A 17,755-nucleotide genomic window follows, 5' to 3' on the forward strand; every position below is an offset into this window, starting at 1 on the left:
TTGGTTTTGTTCACCAGGGTAGGAGAAAGGTGAACTGCTTCGGGCTACATGTTAAAATGAAAGCGTTCACAGATTGAACGTTTAGGAATGGATAAGGGGGATTTATTCAATGGGAGAGTCGTCGAATGTTCACGAGAAATCGCAAGCATTTTATGGTCCTAACTTAGGCTACATCATTGAACTGTACGAACAATATTTGGAAGACCCATCATCGGTCGATGAAGAAACGCGCCGATATTTTGACGAATTTGGGGCACCGGAAACGTCGACACCGACAGAAGTTCCAGTCTCGGGTCCATCGTTTGATTTAGAGAAGGTCGTTTCGGCGACACGGCTCATCAACGACATCCGTGCTTTCGGTCATAAAGCAGCTGATATTTATCCACTAAAAGACCATCCGCGCGAGCAGGAGTTATTCGAACTGTCACGCTATGATTTGACAGAAGAAGACTTAAAACAAATTCCAGCCCGCCTTTTATCAGATGATGCACCAAAACCAAACGCGAGCGCCTTGGAACTATTCCGTCACTTGCTTGACGTTTATACAGGAACGGTCGCCATCGAACTCCGTCACTTAGATGACATGGAAGAGAAGAAGTGGATTCGTCGTCAAGTCGAACAAGGGGCGTTACAGCAAACCTTCTCGAAAGAAGAAAAAATTGAGTTATTCAAACGTTTGGCTGAAACAGAACTGTTTGAATCATTCCTTCATAAAACATACGTCGGACAAAAACGCTTCTCGATCGAAGGATTGGATGCGATGGTGCCACTTCTCGATGCGATGGTCGGAGGCCTCATTTCGAGCGGTTCGGAACATATCAACATCGGGATGGCCCACCGTGGACGTTTGAACGTACTTGCCCATGTTCTCGGCAAACCATACGAAATGATTTTTGCGGAGTTCCAGCACGCACCGAACAAAGAATTGATCCCATCTGAAGGGTCAATCGGCATCAACTTCGGTTGGTCAGGCGATGTGAAATATCACCTCGGTCTTGACCGGAAAGTGGTCGAACAGCAAAAAGAAGTCCGTCTCAACTTGGCGAACAACCCGAGTCACCTCGAGTTCGTCGGGTCGGTCGTCGAAGGATACACGCGTGCCGCACAAGATGACCGTTCTGAAAAAGGATCGGCTGTACAGCACGACGATTTGGCAGCCTCAATCTTGATCCACGGAGATGCGGCCTTCCCAGGACAAGGCATCGTCGCGGAGACACTCAACATGACAAACTTGACGGGTTACCGTACAGGTGGGACGGTTCACGTCATCGCCAACAACACAATCGGTTTCACAACGGACCCGAACGATTCACGGTCGACGCGTTACGCAAGTGATATCGCCAAAGGCTACGAGATTCCGGTCTTCCATGTGAATGCGGATGATCCGGAGGCATGTGTTGCCGTCGCGAAGTTGATCAGTGAGTATCGTGCCAAGTTCCATAAAGATATCTTGGTCGACTTGATCGGGTACCGCCGATACGGTCACAACGAAATGGACGAACCGATGAACACGAACCCGGTCCTTTACAAAGCCATCAAAGGACACCAGTCTGTCCGTCACGTCTATGCCGCACGACTTGAGGAAGAAGGCGTCATGACGAAAGATGAGAAGGCGCAAATCGAACAAAAAATCGAAGAGGCATTAAAGGCGGCACGTGATCTCGTTCCTTCTGAAGAAGAGGATGCAGACATCGTGTTACCGGATGCGGTCCATAAAGGATTCCCGAAAGTCGATACGAGCGTCGAACGAGAATTCCTCACGCAATTGAATGAAGAGTTATTGAACTGGCCGGAAGGCTTTGGTGTCTTCCATAAGCTTCAAAAAGTACTCGACCGTCGTCGTGATGCGTTCAGCGAAGGTGGAAAAATTGACTGGGGTCATGCGGAGACGCTCGCCTTCGCGTCAATTCTTTCAGATGGTACGCCGGTCCGCTTGAGCGGTCAAGATTCAGAGCGCGGAACGTTCGCCCAACGGAACATCATGTTGAACGATGTCGAGTCAGGTAAGAAATTCTCGCCACTCCATGAGTTGTCGACGGCGAAAGCATCGTTCTCGGTCTATAACAGCCCGCTCTCAGAAGGTTCGGTGCTTGGATTTGAATATGGCTACAACGTATTCGCACAAGATACACTCGTCCTGTGGGAAGCACAATACGGTGACTTCGCGAACTCGGCACAAGTCATGTTCGACCAGTTCATCTCGGCGGGACGCGCGAAATGGGGCCAAAAGTCAGGCCTCGTCATGCTCTTACCGCACGGTTACGAAGGACAAGGGCCGGAGCACTCAAGTGCACGTATGGAACGTTACTTGACACTTGCCGGGGAGAAAAACTGGACAGTCGCAAACCTTTCGTCTGCGGCACAGTACTTCCATATTCTTCGTCGTCAAGCAGAGATGCTCGGGAAAGAAGAGATTCGTCCGATGATCATCATGACACCGAAGAGTCTGCTTCGTCATCCGCTCGCCACGTCACCAGTCGAGGCGTTCACGGAAGAGAGCTTTAAACCAATCGTCGAACAACCAGGTCTCGGGGAAAACACAGAGAAAGTCGAACGTCTTGTTTTCTGTACAGGGAAAATGGCAATCGACCTCGCGGAAGCGGTCGGCAAGTCAGAAGAGTCACTCGACTTCTTGCATATCGTCCGGGTCGAAGAAATCTATCCGTTCCCGGTTCGTGAGATTCGTGACGTCATCAGCCGTTATCCGAACGCGCGTGAAATCGTCTGGGTTCAGGAAGAACCGAAAAACATGGGGGCTTGGACATATATCGAGCCTCGTTTAGAAGCGGTCACAACGAACCGACTCGATGTCCGTTATATCGGTCGTCGCCGTCGTTCGAGTCCGGCTGAAGGGAATCCGACAGCTCATAAACAAGAACAAGCACGCATCATCCGTGAAGCACTCTCTCGTGACGTCGTCTCGAGCGGTGCAGGCACGAGCACATATCAAAAAGATCGTAAATAAGTTAAGGGGGAACTCATTGTGATCGAAATCAAAGTACCGGAGTTAGCAGAGTCCATTACGGAAGGAACGGTCGCGACATGGCTCAAACAGCCAGGCGACCAAGTCGAAAAAGGTGAAGCCATCGTCGAGCTCGAGACAGATAAAGTCAATATCGAAGTCCCGGCTGACGAAGCGGGTGTGTTAGAAGAGCAACTTGCCGGAGAAGGGGACACGGTTCAAGTCGGTGAAGTCATCGCACGTCTCGGTTCAGGTTCTGGTGGCGGAACGGCTGTCGCGACGAAGACGAAGACGGAAAACGCGACAGAAACGAAAACAGAAGCACCGACTGAGAAAAAGACAGAGTCTATTGAAGAAGGCAAGAAAGTCGAGAAACGTGAAGAGCACGTGGCGAGCCCGGGTAAAGGACCAATCGCGACACCGGCTGCACGTAAACTCGCTCGTGAGAAAGGCATCGATCTCTCAGCCGTTCAAACGAATGATCCAATCGGGCGCATCAACGTCCATGATGTATCGAGACATGAAGAGAAACCGGCTGTGAAAGAGCAGAAACCAGCGGCGGCAGCTTCGGCACCACAACCAGCTGCAGCTGCAAATGGAAAAGAAGAAGAGCGCATCAAAATGACACGTCGCCGTCAGACGATTGCGAACCGTCTCGTTGAAGTGCAACAGACGGCAGCGATGCTCACGACGTTCAATGAAATCGACATGTCTGCGGTCATGGCACTTCGTAAACGTCGCCAAGAGAAGTTCGTGAAAGACAACGATGTCAAACTCGGCTTCATGTCATTCTTCACGAAAGCAGCAGTGGCGGCTCTCAAGCGGATGCCTTACTTGAACGCTGAGATCCAAGGTAACGAAATCGTCTTGAAGAAATATTATGACATCGGAATCGCCGTTTCGGCTCCAGATGGTCTCGTCGTTCCGGTCGTCCGTGAAGCGGACCGCAAAAACTTCGGGGAGATCGAGAAAGATATCCTTCACCTCGCGGACAAAGCGCGTAACAACAAACTCGGGTTGAGTGATTTGACAGGTGGTACGTTCACGATCACAAACGGTGGCGTGTTCGGTTCACTCCTCTCGACACCAATCTTGAACGGACCGCAAGTCGCTATCCTTGGGATGCACTCGATTCAACTCCGTCCAGTCGCCATCGATGCGGATACAATGGAGAACCGTCCGATGATGTACGTGGCACTCTCGTATGACCACCGAATCGTAGATGGTCGTGAGGCTGTGACATTCCTCAAGCACATTAAAGACATGATTGAAGATCCAGAACAATTATTGTTCGAAGCGTAAAACGAGAAGGTACTCGCTCCTATGTAGGGGCGAGTGTTTTTTTTGTAAGGTTATATTGAAACCCTTTTTATGGGATTTGTTGTTGGGTAAATATGTTATCCTTGATGGAGAATAGCTAGAAAAGGGTGTGGGGACAGAATGAAACGGAAAAAAGCGTTTTGGTGGGTTGCACTGACGGGACTTGTCGTCATCGGGATTGCTTCCTATGTTGGCTATACATATTGGAGTGGACCGAATCCAAATGAACTTGACCGGGAGCAGATGACGGAAGAAGACTACACGCGAGCACTCGAATTGATTGATATCATCAAGGAAGAAGACCCACTCGGGCGGCGTCAAAATGTGACGCGCCGCATCAATCCACAGGAGACGACGGGACTCATCTTTGATGATCCCAAAAAGCTGAACAAAGGGAATCTTATTGACGCGATGCATCTGATGACCCATCAAAAAATCTTGGCGACAGAAAAAGCGGGTGCCATCCCGATGACGCATGACAATCTGAAAGAGGTTCGTGACTATTTGGAGTTGTTGCGTGACAAGAATAAAATCAAAAACGATGACTATCTTCAACTCGGTGGTATCATTGAACGCTGGGAACAAGCCATCTTCGATGAAATCGATAAAGAGCAGGACGTTTTGTTAGAGGAAATGTATGCCGCCATCGGATTCTCGAACGGACTGGCGACACGTGCGGAAGAAGAGTTGTTCATCTTGAATAACTTTGGGGGAGAATACGTGTATACGCTGGATTTAGAACCGATGCCAGAAGAGGAAGAACAGAAGGGAGACGTGAATACGAATACGGAAGAATAAGCAAAAGGAGTTCATCACGAACTCCTTTTCGTATGGAGAAACGACGTCACGAAAGCGACTCATGGAAAGAAAGTTGATGTTTCCCGTTCGCTTTTGACCGATATAACGCGTCGTCCGCTTGTTCGATGGCAATGTGTGGTGGTTCCGGTGGACTCCAAATGGACACCCCGATACTAGCCCCGACTTTCACCGATGCGATGTCTAGCGTAATCGGTTTAGAAATTGTATCGATGAGTGTGTTTCCAACATCCCGAATTTGTTGGGTCGAACGCTCAGTCCTTGGGAACATGAGGAAGAACTCGTCTCCGCTCAATCGAACGGGATAGACCTCCTCGATGGGCAGAGCCCGTAACCGTTGTGCGACCTCGACCAAAACCTCGTCCCCGCCCCCATGACCATATGTATCATTCACCGCCTTGAAGCCATCGAGGTCGAGATAGAAGAAGACGTACGGTTCTTTCGAGGTGTGTAGTTGATTCAGCTGCTCACGTAGGGCGACCCGATTTGAAAGACCGGTCAGTGCGTCACGATTCGCTAGTTTTTCAAAGTGTACCCGTTCCGACTCTGACTCCGTAAGGGAGGTGACGAGCGATTCGAGCGCGAACGCGAGCGACTCAATCTCTTTGATTCCTGATTGATGGGGAAACGTGTTTGCTTTCCCTTGTTCCATGAGCGAAGCCGTTTCGGTGATTCGCTTCAACGGTCTCGTCACGATCGAAGCGAGTAGCCAACCGAGTACAGCCGTCACAAGTGAGGCCAATAAACCAATCCATAGAATTCTCGTTTCAAGTGTCTCGACTGGTGCAAACGCGACTGCCGTCGGCTGACGGACGACGACCTGCCAACCAAGTCCAGGATATTCATCATATCCTTCTCCGATTGACATGCCTGTCAGATAGTCTTGACCGTCATCCCACTCTTTCACGGAGGCGCCTTCTGTAAAGGATACAGGGAGTGGTTTTCCGACCATGTCGTCTGGACCGAGGAGCACGACACTGTCTCGTTCACTGATGACGAATAAATCCGTATCATCGACTTGTTCATGAAGCGTTCGATTGAAATGTTCGAGTACTTCTTTCCCCCAGGCCCAGCTTAAATGAGTGGCAAGTACCCCTTGAAACGAGCCGTCCTGGAAAAGCGGGACACTGATATCGACGAATTGAAGGGGTTCCCCCGTCGGATTAGGCAATAATTCAGCTAAGAGGACCGCCTCGTGGACATCTCCGATAAAGGGAGCATCTTGTGCTTTGAGATAAACCGGTCGTTCGGCAATCGATGCCCCTTCGAGAATCCCGTTCGTCGAAGCGACGACGGTCCCGGCCGCATCCGTGACGCCCATCCATGAGAAGGCGGGGATGTTCGTCTGGACTTGATCGAGGAGTCGACGTGTTTCATCTCGGTCCTCTAAATCGAGACCTTGTAAGAGTTGGACTTCTTGATAGCGTGACCACATATAAAAATCGAGCTTGTCCGCCAACTGATGCGATGTCGTCGAGAGGCGTTCCCCGATTTCTTGTTCGAGTGAATCAGATGCCCTATGACTGATGAGAGAAGTGAGGGCGATTGTCAGTAAAAAGACGAGCGTGGCAATGCTGAGCGCCAAAATGAGTCCGAGGCGCATCGTAAAAGACTTGATCATGCGTAAATAAACCTCCTAAAGCTTGAATTGAAGAGAATTATGAAAAACGAGTCGATATCATGATAGGAAGAAGAGCTTCCGCTATAATGAAAGACGAGTCAAAATAGATAGAGGTGAAGAGAATGAAAAAGAATCAATTGTTGGTCATCTTGACCATCGTTGCGGTCGCGTTAATCGCATTGGTGTTCGTCTTACTCAACCAAGATGAGTCGACGACAGCCGAGCGTGGCGATCACGTCTCGATTGAAGGACAACCGACACTCGGAAACCCGGATGCGAAAGTATCCGTCGTCGAGTTCGGAGATTACAAGTGTCCTTCGTGTAAACAGTGGGGTGAAACGATTTACCCGCAACTGAAAGCGGATTATCTCGACAAGGAAGACGTCAGCTTCAGCTATATTAACGTCTTGTTCCATGAACAAGAATCAATTTTGGCATCCCTCGCTTCCGAGTCGGTATACGAGCAAGATCCTGAGTCGTTCTGGAAGTTCCATAAGGCGCTCTACGATGCGCAACCGGAATCACAACAACACGACAATGCGTGGGTGACCGTCGAGAAGCTGAAAGAAATCGCAAGCAAGACGACGACATCGGTCGACTTGGCGAAGTTTGAGCAAGACCTTGGGGAAGAATCGACCGTGCTTGAAAAAGTCAGTACGGATGATGGTCTTGTAAAAGAGAACGGTGTCCAATTCACGCCGTCTATCATGATCAACGGTGTGATGCTCGAAGACCCGTTCGATTACGAAAAAATCCAAGAGCTGATCGAGCAGGATTTGTAAGATGAAATCATTTCTCGAAAAGTATGGGTTATACCTCGCTTGGCTCGTCTCGTTGACGGCGACGCTCGGCAGTCTCTACTTCAGTGAGATCCGGGAGTTCGTGCCATGTGAGCTATGTTGGATTCAACGTATCTTTATGTATCCGCTGACCATCCTCTTGGGGATTGCCGTCTTCACGGAAGATCGGGCGGTTCGGAAATATGTGTTACCGCTTACTATCATAGGCGGTTTCGTATCACTTTACCATTACTTGGTACAGAAAGTGCCAGGTTTTGCAGAAATTCAACCTTGTGCACAAGGAGTTCCGTGTAGCGGTCAATACATTAACTGGCTCGGGTTCATCACAATCCCGTTCCTCGCATTGACAGCTTTCACGCTCATCACGATCCTCATGTGGAACGTCAAAAAGCGATAAGGAGTTGGCATGTGTGAAGAAATGGTGGATGATTGGTTTGACGACGATGCTTATCGTCCTAGCAGGATGCGGTCAAGAGATTGAGGATCCGCTCAACTGGGAAGTCGAATCGTTCGAATATACGAATCAAGATGAAGAAATGGTCAGTCTTGACGATTTAAAAGGGAAAGTGTGGATGGCGGATTTCGTTTTCACAAGCTGTGAGACCGTCTGTCCACCGATGACATACAATATGACAAAGCTGAATGAAGCGCTTGAAGAAGAGGGCGTCGAAGACGTGCAATTCGTTTCCTTCAGCGTCGACCCGACGGTGGACACTCCGGAGAAGATGAAAGAGTTTATGAGTGGCTATGACCTTGCGAAAGCAGATTGGCAGTTCCTCTCAGGTTACTCGCAAGACGAGATTGAAACGTTTGCCCAACAGAACTTCAAGGCGCTCGTCCGGAAGCCTGACGAAGGTACACAAGTCGACCACGGTACGTATTTCTATTTGGTCGACCAGGAAGGAAAGATCATCAAGGCGTATCCTGGTTTCCAAAACGTTCCGACCGAAGACATCATCAACGACATTAAAATCTTGCAAAAATCTTAACCGAAGACCTGCTCCACCAAACACGGGTGAGCAGGTCTTTTTGGTTTAAGAGAACTGATATAATGGAATAACCAGAATGCTCAATGAAGAGCACGCCATTTTTTTGAAAGATAAGCGAATCGACATACTTTCTCGGATAGAAACGGCGAAGGCACGCTATAATCAATTCAACGAACTATTAGAAAAGAGGACCTACATGAAAAAGACGATGTTGCTCTCATTGGTTGGAATGGCGGCTGTCACCGGAACGATTCTGACACAGTACAAACCACTTGGACGAAAGCCGAAATCGCTTCAATCTCCGAACCGGATCAATGGAAAGTTCCGTAATCAATATGAGACACCGATGAACTTCTCTGCGCAAGACATGGTGTCGATGGCGCGCGACTATCGTGATGTGACGTCACTGCGTAAGCCTACCGAACGTCTTCCGATCGTGCCAATCGATTTTGAGGAGAAGACGGACTCGAGCTTCACAAGAATCTATTGGCTCGGTCATTCGGCGCTCATGGTACAAATGGACGGGAAGACGATGCTCGTCGATCCGATGTTTGGACGTAGCCCATCCCCACTCCCGTTCGCTAAAAACGAACGCTTCAGTGAAGACTTGCCGTTCGAACTAGAGGACTTGCCCGAAATCGATGTCGTCTTATTGACACATGACCATTACGACCATCTCGATTATGGAACGATTCTTGCCATCCAAGACAAGGTCGCCATGTTCATCGTACCGCTCGGGGTAGGGAGTCATTTGAAACGATGGGGTGTCGGGGCAGAACGAATCGTAGAACGGGATTGGGGCGAGTCGTATGCGTTCGGGTCGTGGACATTCGTCTGTACGCCGGCGCGTCACTTCTCCGGTCGCTCGTTGACGGACCGCAACAGCACACTCTGGGCATCATGGGTCGTCCTAGGTGAGACAGATCGGCTCTTCTTCAGTGGGGATAGTGGCTACGCGCCGCATTTCAAGATGATTGGCGAACAGTACGGGCCGTTTGATTTTGCCGCACTTGAATGCGGGCAATATGACGTGCGCTGGCCAGACGTCCATATGCAACCGGAAGAGACCGCGCAAGCGTTTCACGATTTACGGGCCGACCAAATGATGCCGATCCATTGGGGGGCGTTCACGCTGTCGTTCCACGATTGGTTCGACCCAGCGGAACAGATGTCGTCTCTCTTACCAAAAGAAGTCGTCCTCACTCCAAAAATCGGGGAGAGAATCACGCTCGACGGTCGGAATGATACGACGACGTGGTGGCGAGAACTCAAAGACGCAAACAAGCGATGACCTTGGTCACCGCTTGTTTTTTTGTTAGGAAGACATCTTCTCTGTGGAATCTTCCTCGATATGCAATTGATGCTTTCTCGTGTATACAAGAAATGCGCCGGTCATCGCGATCGAACTGATTCCGAACAAGACGACCATGAGCTGAAGTCCAATCAAGTCGAGGAAGAATCCTGTCACGAGAAGGACGACTTGGAAGATAATCCGGTCGAGCATGTTTCGGAACGAGAAGAAACGACCGTGATATTCTTTTGGCATCCGTGTCTGGAAAATCGTGACCGCCGTCGGGAAGAAGCATCCGACCGAGAAGCCGAAGAGAACGAACGCAGCAATGGACATGAACGGGATGTCCGCAAAATAGAGCATCAGTTGGGCGACACCGATTAAAAACGAGAACGAGAATAAAATCGAGAACGCCGAGAATTTTTCTCCGATCCGTTTAATCATAAAGGCACCTGTCATGAAGGCGAGTCCTTCTGCCGTATAAATCCATCCTTTAATCGCCGTCGAATCCTGCAGCTCACTGATATTGATGACGAGCAAGTTGAACCCTCCGAGGAAGAGGAGTGGGATGAGCGTCATGACGAGCGTCATGAAGATGACGGGAATCGATTTGATGATTGGGAAGACGTCTTTGAAACCGCTCGACGCTTTCGCATCGACCTTTTTCGCCGAGGGCGTTTTCGTCTCATCGAGTTTCAAGAAGAGCGTCGCCACCGCTAGCAACAGGTAGGCGACGAGCGAGAGCGCGTAGACGTTACGGAGCGAGATCAGTGTCAAAAGGACACCTGCAATCGCCGTCCCGATGACACGCGACAAGGTAGACACATTCATATGAACGCCGTTCAAGGCAAGAAGTTCCCGTTCTTTCACGATGAGCGGAATCGCTGCCTGAAGGGCAGGGAAATAAAAAGCGGCCGATCCCTGTAAGATAATCAAGAAGATGACCATCCACACGACCGAATTCGTCTCGATGGCGACGAACATGAAAATCACGCTGAGCGCCCGGACGATGCTCGAGATGAGCATGATTTTTTTCTTAGAACCTTGGTCGGTCAAGCGACCCGCGAGCGGACCGATGGCGACCCCGGCAAGTAAGCCGATGGCGAGAATGACCGCCTTCACAAAGTCAGAGGGGACGCGGTCTTGCATAAATTCCAAGTTCCCGATGATGCCGAGCCATAGACCAAGACCGGCGACGAATTCGCCCGTCAAGATGATCCAGACGTTCCGATTTTTCCACATAGATGTATTCCTCGATTCTTATCTGTTGATAATAATTATGCTTGAGAATGATTCATTTAGCCACAAAAAAGAAGCCAAACGTCGGCTTCTTCATCAATCAAATATCACAGTTGTCGTCGGTGCACGTCGCGCCGTTCGAAAGGACTTGGATCGTCGGATTGTTCTCAGACCAGACTTTTTCGAGCACTTGCGTGAACGCTTCCGTCGGCTGAGCACCAGACACCCCATATTTGTTGTCGAATACGAAGAACGGGACACCCGTGATGCCGAGGTCGCTTGCGCGTTTCTCTTCGGCACGGACGTCTTCCGTATACACGTCAGTCGTCAAGACGTCACGCACGGCGTCACGTTCGAGTCCGACGCTTGTCGCGATTTCAAGCAGCACATCGTGATTCCCGATGTGTTTCGCGTCGACAAAATACGCCTGAAGCAACGCTTCCGACAATTCTTTTTCTTTCCCGACCGTTTTCGCGTAATGCGTCAAACGATGCGAGTCGAGCGTACCCGTCACGACCATGTTCTCAAAATCGTAATCGAGTCCGACTTCGCGGGCCTGAGCGGCGACTTGTGCAGTCGTTCCTTTTGCCTGTTCGATCGGCATCCGATATTTCGTTGCGAGTGCCTCATAGATGGTACGTGAATCATTCGTCGGGGCGTTCGGGTCGAGTTCGAAACTCTTGAATTCGACTTCCACTTGGTCTGCCTGTGGGAACTGTTCGAGCGCCTCTTCTAGACGACGCTTACCGATATAACAAAACGGGCAGACATAATCTGACCATACTTCAATTTTCATGATGAATCCCTCCTGTCCTTAGTGTAGGAAATCTTGAATTCAAAGTACAGGAAACGGCTCATGAAAAAAGCCCTCCACGAGGAGGACTTAAAAGACGTACCAAAACACACAGACGAAGTGGGCGAAGCTTCCGAACAAGATGAACAGATGGAACACCTCATGGAAGCCCCAGCCTCGCCAGTTGACGAATTTTGGCTTGAACCCGTAAATGAGTCCACCAATGGTATACATGACGCCACCGAGGACGAGCCAGAAGATACCGGCGTTGCCGATTACGTCATGGAGCGGTCCGATAAAGAAGACGGACAGCCAGCCCATCCCGATATAGAGCGCGGTGGACAAGAAACGCGGGGCATGGAACCAAACGAGTTTGAAGATAATGCCGAACAAGGCGAGTGCGTGTACGGTACCGAAGAGGACCCACCGCGTCGGTCCTTCGAGCGCGAGTAACGTGAGCGGTGCGTATGTACCCGCAATCAATGCGTAAATCATCGCATGATCGATTCTCCGGAAGAAAGCGATGACGTTCGGTGAGGCGATGATGCTATGGTAAAGACCTGACGATAAGTAAAGAAAGACGAGGCTGATCCCGAATAGAATCGCGGCCATAATGGCAAGCGGCGAGCCGAGTAACGAGGCTTTGACGACCATCGCGATGAGGGCGATGAAAGCCAGTACCGCACCGGCAAGATGCGTCAGTGCGTTGATGGGTTCACGGAAAATCGAATGCATGTAAAACACTCCTTATCACATCATGTAGTATCGATAACTACATGATATACTGAAGAGGAACAAACAGCAAGGTGTACCTTTCGACAAATGGAAGTTTTCTTTATACTTAGGAAGTGAGGTGAGGTAGATGAAAGCGAAGGACATTACCGAAACGGAAGGCACACTCCCGCGGGATGTGCTGCCGACCATCAATTTATACATGGATCAGGTCATCCAGCTGTTCGAGCAGCATTATGGGAAGATGAAGCGAAACGAGAAGGAGACCATTTTGACGAAGACGATGATCAACAACTATGCCAAGGGCAAGTTGTTTCATCCCGTCAAAAATAAAAAGTATACAAATGAACATCTGATGTTACTCAGTTTGATTTATGAGATGAAAGGTCTCTTGTCGATCAGTGATATTAAGGAGACGCTCCGACCGTTGAACGAGTCGGATGAGACGTTCTCACTTGAAGACTTCTACGAGGCCTATCAGGCTCAGAAAGTGAAGAATCTAGAAGCGTTCGAAGCCCAGGCGGACACGCTATTAAGTACATCGCTCGAAAAAGAGAGCGATGTCAAGCGAACGCTCGCCATCGCATCTGCCGTTCATATGAGCCACTTGTATCAGCGGTTGGCCGAGCAATTGATCGATGAGAACTAAAAACAACTCCTCCGAAGACAAATCGTCTGCGGAGGAGTTGTTTTAGTTATTGATGTATTTCTCGTAAACCGTACCGAAGTCTTTACGGTTCCATTCATGATAGTGGCGTTGTAGCCAATCGAACGATTGCTCGTTCAATTCCTTGAACGTGTTCGGCACGTTCATGTCACCTTCACGAAGTCCGCTCAAGATCGAGACGGAGTGAGTCAGTGATGTGTTCGCATACTCCATCATGCGACGGCCTTCCCGCTGAATCTCTTCAATCGCGAGGAGTGCCTTGTACAAATCTTTCACGTGCTCGATTTGTTTCTTGTTGATATCGATTGAGTATGGCTTGTCGCCGATTGTGAATTTGACTTCGACATCGAGGTCGACGGTGCCGGCCGTCTCGAACATGACGTGCTTAATCGGATAGTGTGCGTAAGGGTAACGATATAGCACTCGTTTCGAACTCATCGCACTCGTTCCATCAAGGTGAATCATACCTAAGTTTGTAAAGCAGTATTCATCCGATTTTGATTTGATCAAGAAATAGATCTTTTCGTTATCCTCATGGAGGACATAATCATCCGAGTCCGCCTTATCAAAATCGGACGGGTCGATCACCTCACCGATGTCGCTGAAGCCAGTCAAATCAGAAGCCAGTTTTTTGAACATGTCATTCACTCCTCAGTAATGGATTTTATGCATCTCTTTCGGGTCGGACCCGGTCCGCTCGTCACGATTGAGCGCATCGATGGCCGCCATCTCTTCTTTCGTCAACGTGAAGTCGAATACCTGTATGTTTTCTTTGATTCGACTCGGTGTGACCGATTTTGGAATGACGGCGACTCCGTTCTGTAAATGCCAACGCAAGATGACTTGAGCCGGTGACTTGCCGTGAGCGTTCGCAACCTTGACAATCGTCTCATCTTCGAGCGCTTCGCGTCCTTTCATGAGTGGACTCCACGCTTGAATTTGGATGTCATATCGCTTGCAGAATGCAATCAGTTCTTTCTGAGACAAATATGGATGGATCTCGACCTGGTTCACGGCCGGGACGATCGAGCAAGATTGAATGATTTGTTCCAAATGCTCGATCTCAAAGTTCGAGACGCCGATTGCTCGGACGCGTCCTTCTTCATACAGCTGTTCGAGTGCTTTGTACGTTTCGACGAATTTACCGAAACGAGGCATCGGCCAGTGGATGAGGAACAAGTCGACATACTCGAGTCCGAGCCGATTTAAGCTATCCTGAAACGCTTGGAGCGCCTCGTCGAATCCGTGGAACTCGTTCCAAAGCTTTGTCGTCACAAAGACGTCCTCTCGTGGGATGCCTGCTTCACGAAGCGCTTGTCCGACACTCTCTTCATTTTGATAAATCGCAGCCGTATCGATCAATCGATAGTCTGCATCGAGCGCAGCTTTGACCGTATCGACCGTCACTGCGCCATCTTCGACCTTATAGACACCGAGCCCGAGCATCGGCATCTTGACGTTATTATTCAACGTCGTCCATTCCATAAAAAATCCCTCCCTCTCGTCTATAACGTTACCGAAATTTTGGATGAAGGGAAAGTAAAAACTACAGACGGATGCTTTCCCCGTGCGCCTTGATCACAATTTGGTCACGGTCGAGTTTTGCGGCCGCGACGAGACGATGATACGGTTCCTCGACAGGCTCATAAGAAAGGACGAACGTATCCCAATGCATCGGGAAGAAACGCTTCGCTCCGCTCTCTTTGTACATCATCCAAGCCTGTTCCGGAGTACAGTGTGCTTCCTGGAACGAGTCCGGTTGATAGGCACCGATTGGGAAGAAGGCGAGGTCGATCGGTTCACGGTCAGCGAGTCCTTTGAAGGAGTCGGTATAGGCCGTGTCTCCTGCGAAGAGCATACGAATCCCTTTGTATTTGAGCAGGTATCCGTTGTACCCCATATGTTTGTCCCACGGGAAACGGTTGCCCCAATGCTTGACGGGAATGGCGCGGACATCGAGCCCGTTCGCAAGTGTCACTTTGTCATGTGGATGCAGTTCGAGCGTCTGCAGACTCGGGTATCGGCGCAACAGGCGGCTCGTCCCAGGAGCAGAGACGACAATCGTCTCGCGAGTGATGAGTCGCTTCAAACTTTTATGGTCAAAGTGGTCCATATGGGCATGGCTGAGTAGGATGACATCGACCGGGCCGACCTCCTCAATGGAGAGGGCCGGAGCGGTGTGACGTTTCATGCCGACTGTCAGCGGTCCGAGATGGACACCGATTCGTTTTGAGAAGACGGGGTCCGTTAAAATCTTGAGCCCATACCAATGAATGAGGACCGTCGAATGCCCGATCCACGTCGCCTGCACATGCGTCTCATCAATGGTTGTCAGTTCTGGACGTTCCGGCCATTTAAAGCGCGGACGGGGGAGCTGTCGTTTGAATCGTGTATAGAGAAACGTTCCGACGCTCGCCAAGACGGCACTCGGAACGAGAATGCGTCGACGCATCATGCATCACCTCACTGTTCGAATATACTGTCATCATATCGCGAGGACAGATGCACCGCATCCGCCTAAAGGAGTAGAAAAAATGGGAGATTGTGGGGTACACTCTTGCGGATCCGCTTTCAATTTGATAAGGTGGCAGTAACTTAGGAAAGAGAGGTACACCGTGCTATGAAAAATACACGTTCACTCCAACGATGAGACGAATCATCATTGTTCGCTTGAACAGTCACGGGTGAAGTGTGTCCATTTTTTCAAATACGGGAAGCGCTCGTTTTCCTCTTTGAACGGATTCCTTCACACCACCGCTTTGAAGCGGATGGTGTTTTTTGTTTCATCGCGTATCGGATTCATAAGCGAGGTGAAACAGATGTTAGCAGTAAAACAAGTCCGGTTTGACTATGACCGGAAACCATTATTTGACGCGGTCTCGTTCGAGGTCGCGGCTGGAGAGCGTGCCGTATTATTCGGATTGAACGGGAGTGGGAAGACGACGCTCTTCCGACTCATGACCGGGGAGTTGACCCCGCAAGCCGGGAAGATTGAATGTCTTGGCGAGGTCGGACTCGTCCGACAGACCATCGAATCGACAGACATGACCGTACTTGAGTGGACGATGCGCAGTGATCCAGAACGATATGCGCTCTATGAAGATGTTTCTTCTGGTGACGAGATGCGTGTCATGCGGTCCTATGAACGGGCGCTCGCACTCGATGTGTACAACTTGGAACAAGAGGCGACAAGAGCATTGACTCGACTTGGGCTGGAGGAGCACCTCTTCCGAAACATTAACGAGCTAAGTGGAGGCGAGAAGACGCGAGCTCAGCTCTCAACACTGACGATGAAGCGGGTGGACCTCGTCCTGCTCGACGAACCGACGAACCATCTGGATCTCGAGTCGATCGACTGGCTCACGAAGTGGTTGAATCAGTTTAAGGGGACGGTGCTCATCATCTCACACGACCGTCAACTAATGGATGATGTCGCAACGACCATTCTTGAACTGTCAGGCGGACTAGTCACTCGATATCAGGGAAACTATACGGCGTATAAACATCAAAAAGAAGAAGAACGCGTGCGTGACGAGCGAGCACATGCTCGATACGAGAACCGAAAGGCAGAACTTCTCGAGATGATTGCCCAATATAAAGGGTGGCACTTAAAGGCGAAAGCGACAGCGAGTGTCCGCAGTCCGGGAGCGCAAAAAGGAGCGGCCAATCTCGCCGTCAAAATGAAGGCAAGAGAACAGAAGTTAAGGCAGCTCGAAGACAATCGTCCACAAAAACCAAAAGAGGAGAAATCCATCTCCGTCCGTTTTGCGGCGGATGAGCTCGAAGCGAAAACGTGGCTGACGTGTGAGGATGTGACGTTTGGATACGACAAGCCGTTCTATGAACCGTTTTCCTTCTCGATGAATAAAGGAGAGCGGATCTCGATTACCGGACCGAACGGAAGCGGAAAGACGACGTTATTAAACGTGCTGATCGGTGAACGATTACCACACTCGGGCGTGATCAAGCGACATCCTCGTCTGAAGATCGGATATTTCTCTCAAACGCTCGAGCGTCTCCCGGAGACCGGAACGTTACTTGAGGCGTTACTCGCCAATAGTGAGATCGGAGAGACGGAGGCGCGGACGTTGCTCGCTCACTTCTTGTTCCGGCGAGATGAAGTGCACCGACCGATTACCGAGGCGAGCATGGGAGAAAAGTGTCGAATCGCGTTTCTCATCTTGTACTTCTCGGATGCCCATCTGTTGGCATTAGATGAACCGACGAACTATTTAGATGTGGCGACACGCGAACAAATCGAGGCGGCGTTGTCCGTCTATCCGGGTGGATTATTGTTGATTTCCCACGACCGCTACTTTCATCGTCTGACTTCGCGCACGATTGAATTAGGAGAGCACATTGTCATACGTGAGAACGATGAGCGCGATGAACCGGTCGATGTCGAACAAATGGTCAGAACGATGGACGAATTGACAAAAGATGAATTGAAATTTTTTGATGAAGCAGGAAACCTCCTACCATTTGACGAAACGAGTGAAATGAATCGAATCGAGTAGGAGTGAAG

Annotated in this window: 16 protein-coding genes; 9 read left to right on the forward strand and 7 right to left on the reverse strand. The window is 49.9% G+C overall.

Annotated elements, in window-relative coordinates:
* Nucleotides 1–109: 109 nt before the first annotated feature.
* The 3 genes from KNO70_RS06890 (at nucleotide 110) to KNO70_RS06900 (ending at nucleotide 5,080) form a co-directional block, all read left to right on the forward strand.
* Nucleotides 110–2,965: a 2-oxoglutarate dehydrogenase E1 component gene (locus KNO70_RS06890; protein WP_015881016.1), complete on the forward strand. Its 2,856-nt coding sequence runs from the start codon at nucleotides 110–112 to the stop codon at nucleotides 2,963–2,965.
* Between the two features lie 18 nt (nucleotides 2,966–2,983).
* A complete protein-coding gene (odhB, locus tag KNO70_RS06895) occupies nucleotides 2,984–4,264 on the forward strand; it encodes a 2-oxoglutarate dehydrogenase complex dihydrolipoyllysine-residue succinyltransferase (protein WP_214731778.1) in 1,281 nt (426 codons plus the stop codon).
* Between the two features lie 138 nt (nucleotides 4,265–4,402).
* A complete protein-coding gene (locus tag KNO70_RS06900) occupies nucleotides 4,403–5,080 on the forward strand; it encodes a DUF6241 domain-containing protein (RefSeq protein WP_214689300.1) in 678 nt (225 codons plus the stop codon).
* 46 nt (nucleotides 5,081–5,126) lie between these two features.
* On the opposite strand, the gene KNO70_RS06905 is transcribed toward KNO70_RS06900, so the two are convergent.
* Entirely contained in the window at nucleotides 5,127–6,719 is a 1,593-nt protein-coding gene (locus tag KNO70_RS06905; protein WP_214811641.1) for a sensor domain-containing diguanylate cyclase, read from the reverse strand.
* A 122-nt stretch (nucleotides 6,720–6,841) separates the two neighbouring features.
* On the opposite strand from KNO70_RS06905, the gene KNO70_RS06910 reads away from it, so the two are divergent.
* The 4 genes from KNO70_RS06910 to KNO70_RS06925 all read left to right on the forward strand — a co-directional run bounded on the left by KNO70_RS06910 (nucleotide 6,842) and on the right by KNO70_RS06925 (nucleotide 9,799).
* Nucleotides 6,842–7,501: a DsbA family protein gene (locus tag KNO70_RS06910; RefSeq protein ID WP_214689290.1), complete on the forward strand. Its 660-nt coding sequence runs from the start codon at nucleotides 6,842–6,844 to the stop codon at nucleotides 7,499–7,501.
* A gap of 1 nt (nucleotide 7,502) precedes the next feature.
* A complete protein-coding gene (locus tag KNO70_RS06915) occupies nucleotides 7,503–7,916 on the forward strand; it encodes a disulfide oxidoreductase (RefSeq protein ID WP_214684844.1) in 414 nt (137 codons plus the stop codon).
* A 13-nt stretch (nucleotides 7,917–7,929) separates the two neighbouring features.
* Nucleotides 7,930–8,508, forward strand: coding sequence for an SCO family protein (locus KNO70_RS06920; RefSeq protein WP_031421282.1), 579 nt, complete (start codon nucleotides 7,930–7,932; stop codon nucleotides 8,506–8,508).
* 196 nt (nucleotides 8,509–8,704) lie between these two features.
* The gene (locus KNO70_RS06925) at nucleotides 8,705–9,799 is read left to right on the forward strand and encodes an MBL fold metallo-hydrolase (RefSeq protein WP_214811657.1); all 1,095 of its coding nucleotides are present in this window, start codon (nucleotides 8,705–8,707) and stop codon (nucleotides 9,797–9,799) included.
* Nucleotides 9,800–9,823: 24 nt separating this feature from the next.
* On the opposite strand, the gene KNO70_RS06930 is transcribed toward KNO70_RS06925, so the two are convergent.
* The 3 genes from KNO70_RS06930 to trhA all read right to left on the reverse strand — a co-directional run bounded on the left by KNO70_RS06930 (nucleotide 9,824) and on the right by trhA (nucleotide 12,566).
* On the reverse strand, nucleotides 9,824–11,041 hold the full coding sequence (locus KNO70_RS06930; RefSeq protein WP_214689286.1) for an MFS transporter: 1,218 nt from the start codon (nucleotides 11,039–11,041) through the stop codon (nucleotides 9,824–9,826).
* A gap of 97 nt (nucleotides 11,042–11,138) precedes the next feature.
* Nucleotides 11,139–11,834: a DsbA family oxidoreductase gene (locus KNO70_RS06935; protein ID WP_214689284.1), complete on the reverse strand. Its 696-nt coding sequence runs from the start codon at nucleotides 11,832–11,834 to the stop codon at nucleotides 11,139–11,141.
* Nucleotides 11,835–11,921: 87 nt separating this feature from the next.
* Complete coding sequence (gene trhA, locus KNO70_RS06940; RefSeq protein ID WP_031421292.1) at nucleotides 11,922–12,566, reverse strand: PAQR family membrane homeostasis protein TrhA; 645 nt, start codon at nucleotides 12,564–12,566, stop codon at nucleotides 11,922–11,924.
* 127 nt (nucleotides 12,567–12,693) lie between these two features.
* Between trhA and KNO70_RS06945 the strand changes: the two genes are divergently transcribed.
* Complete coding sequence (locus tag KNO70_RS06945) at nucleotides 12,694–13,212, forward strand: DUF1836 domain-containing protein (RefSeq protein ID WP_078146481.1); 519 nt, start codon at nucleotides 12,694–12,696, stop codon at nucleotides 13,210–13,212.
* Nucleotides 13,213–13,254: 42 nt separating this feature from the next.
* Here the strand turns inward: KNO70_RS06945 and KNO70_RS06950 are convergent, their stop codons facing one another.
* The 3 genes from KNO70_RS06950 to KNO70_RS06960 all read right to left on the reverse strand — a co-directional run bounded on the left by KNO70_RS06950 (nucleotide 13,255) and on the right by KNO70_RS06960 (nucleotide 15,682).
* Nucleotides 13,255–13,869, reverse strand: coding sequence for a PH domain-containing protein (locus KNO70_RS06950; protein ID WP_015881030.1), 615 nt, complete (start codon nucleotides 13,867–13,869; stop codon nucleotides 13,255–13,257).
* A gap of 12 nt (nucleotides 13,870–13,881) precedes the next feature.
* A complete protein-coding gene (locus KNO70_RS06955; protein WP_214731772.1) occupies nucleotides 13,882–14,715 on the reverse strand; it encodes an aldo/keto reductase in 834 nt (277 codons plus the stop codon).
* 61 nt (nucleotides 14,716–14,776) lie between these two features.
* The gene (locus KNO70_RS06960) at nucleotides 14,777–15,682 is read right to left on the reverse strand and encodes an MBL fold metallo-hydrolase (protein WP_240499792.1); all 906 of its coding nucleotides are present in this window, start codon (nucleotides 15,680–15,682) and stop codon (nucleotides 14,777–14,779) included.
* 367 nt (nucleotides 15,683–16,049) lie between these two features.
* Between KNO70_RS06960 and abc-f the strand changes: the two genes are divergently transcribed.
* Nucleotides 16,050–17,747 carry a ribosomal protection-like ABC-F family protein gene (abc-f, locus tag KNO70_RS06965; protein WP_214731770.1) on the forward strand — a complete coding sequence of 566 codons (1,698 nt, stop codon included), beginning with the start codon at nucleotides 16,050–16,052 and terminating at the stop codon, nucleotides 17,745–17,747.
* Nucleotides 17,748–17,755: the final 8 nt, after the last annotated feature.

This window comes from Exiguobacterium sp. s181, assembly GCF_018617125.1.
Lineage (GTDB): Bacteria > Bacillota > Bacilli > Exiguobacteriales > Exiguobacteriaceae > Exiguobacterium > Exiguobacterium profundum.

What these genes read in the sequence shown, in the direction of transcription:
- KNO70_RS06945 (WP_078146481.1), top strand. Translation starts at nt 12,694, where the DNA reads ATGAAAGCGAAGGACATTACCGAAACGGAAGGCACACTCCCGCGGGAT.
- KNO70_RS06905 (WP_214811641.1), bottom strand. Translation starts at nt 6,719, where the DNA reads ATGATCAAGTCTTTTACGATGCGCCTCGGACTCATTTTGGCGCTCAGC.
- KNO70_RS06915 (WP_214684844.1), top strand. Translation starts at nt 7,503, where the DNA reads ATGAAATCATTTCTCGAAAAGTATGGGTTATACCTCGCTTGGCTCGTC.
- KNO70_RS06900 (WP_214689300.1), top strand. Translation starts at nt 4,403, where the DNA reads ATGAAACGGAAAAAAGCGTTTTGGTGGGTTGCACTGACGGGACTTGTC.
- abc-f (WP_214731770.1), top strand. Translation starts at nt 16,050, where the DNA reads ATGTTAGCAGTAAAACAAGTCCGGTTTGACTATGACCGGAAACCATTA.
- trhA (WP_031421292.1), bottom strand. Translation starts at nt 12,566, where the DNA reads ATGCATTCGATTTTCCGTGAACCCATCAACGCACTGACGCATCTTGCC.
- KNO70_RS06890 (WP_015881016.1), top strand. Translation starts at nt 110, where the DNA reads ATGGGAGAGTCGTCGAATGTTCACGAGAAATCGCAAGCATTTTATGGT.
- KNO70_RS06925 (WP_214811657.1), top strand. Translation starts at nt 8,705, where the DNA reads ATGAAAAAGACGATGTTGCTCTCATTGGTTGGAATGGCGGCTGTCACC.
- KNO70_RS06930 (WP_214689286.1), bottom strand. Translation starts at nt 11,041, where the DNA reads ATGTGGAAAAATCGGAACGTCTGGATCATCTTGACGGGCGAATTCGTC.
- KNO70_RS06910 (WP_214689290.1), top strand. Translation starts at nt 6,842, where the DNA reads ATGAAAAAGAATCAATTGTTGGTCATCTTGACCATCGTTGCGGTCGCG.
- KNO70_RS06950 (WP_015881030.1), bottom strand. Translation starts at nt 13,869, where the DNA reads ATGTTCAAAAAACTGGCTTCTGATTTGACTGGCTTCAGCGACATCGGT.
- KNO70_RS06960 (WP_240499792.1), bottom strand. Translation starts at nt 15,682, where the DNA reads ATGCGTCGACGCATTCTCGTTCCGAGTGCCGTCTTGGCGAGCGTCGGA.
- KNO70_RS06955 (WP_214731772.1), bottom strand. Translation starts at nt 14,715, where the DNA reads ATGGAATGGACGACGTTGAATAATAACGTCAAGATGCCGATGCTCGGG.
- KNO70_RS06935 (WP_214689284.1), bottom strand. Translation starts at nt 11,834, where the DNA reads ATGAAAATTGAAGTATGGTCAGATTATGTCTGCCCGTTTTGTTATATC.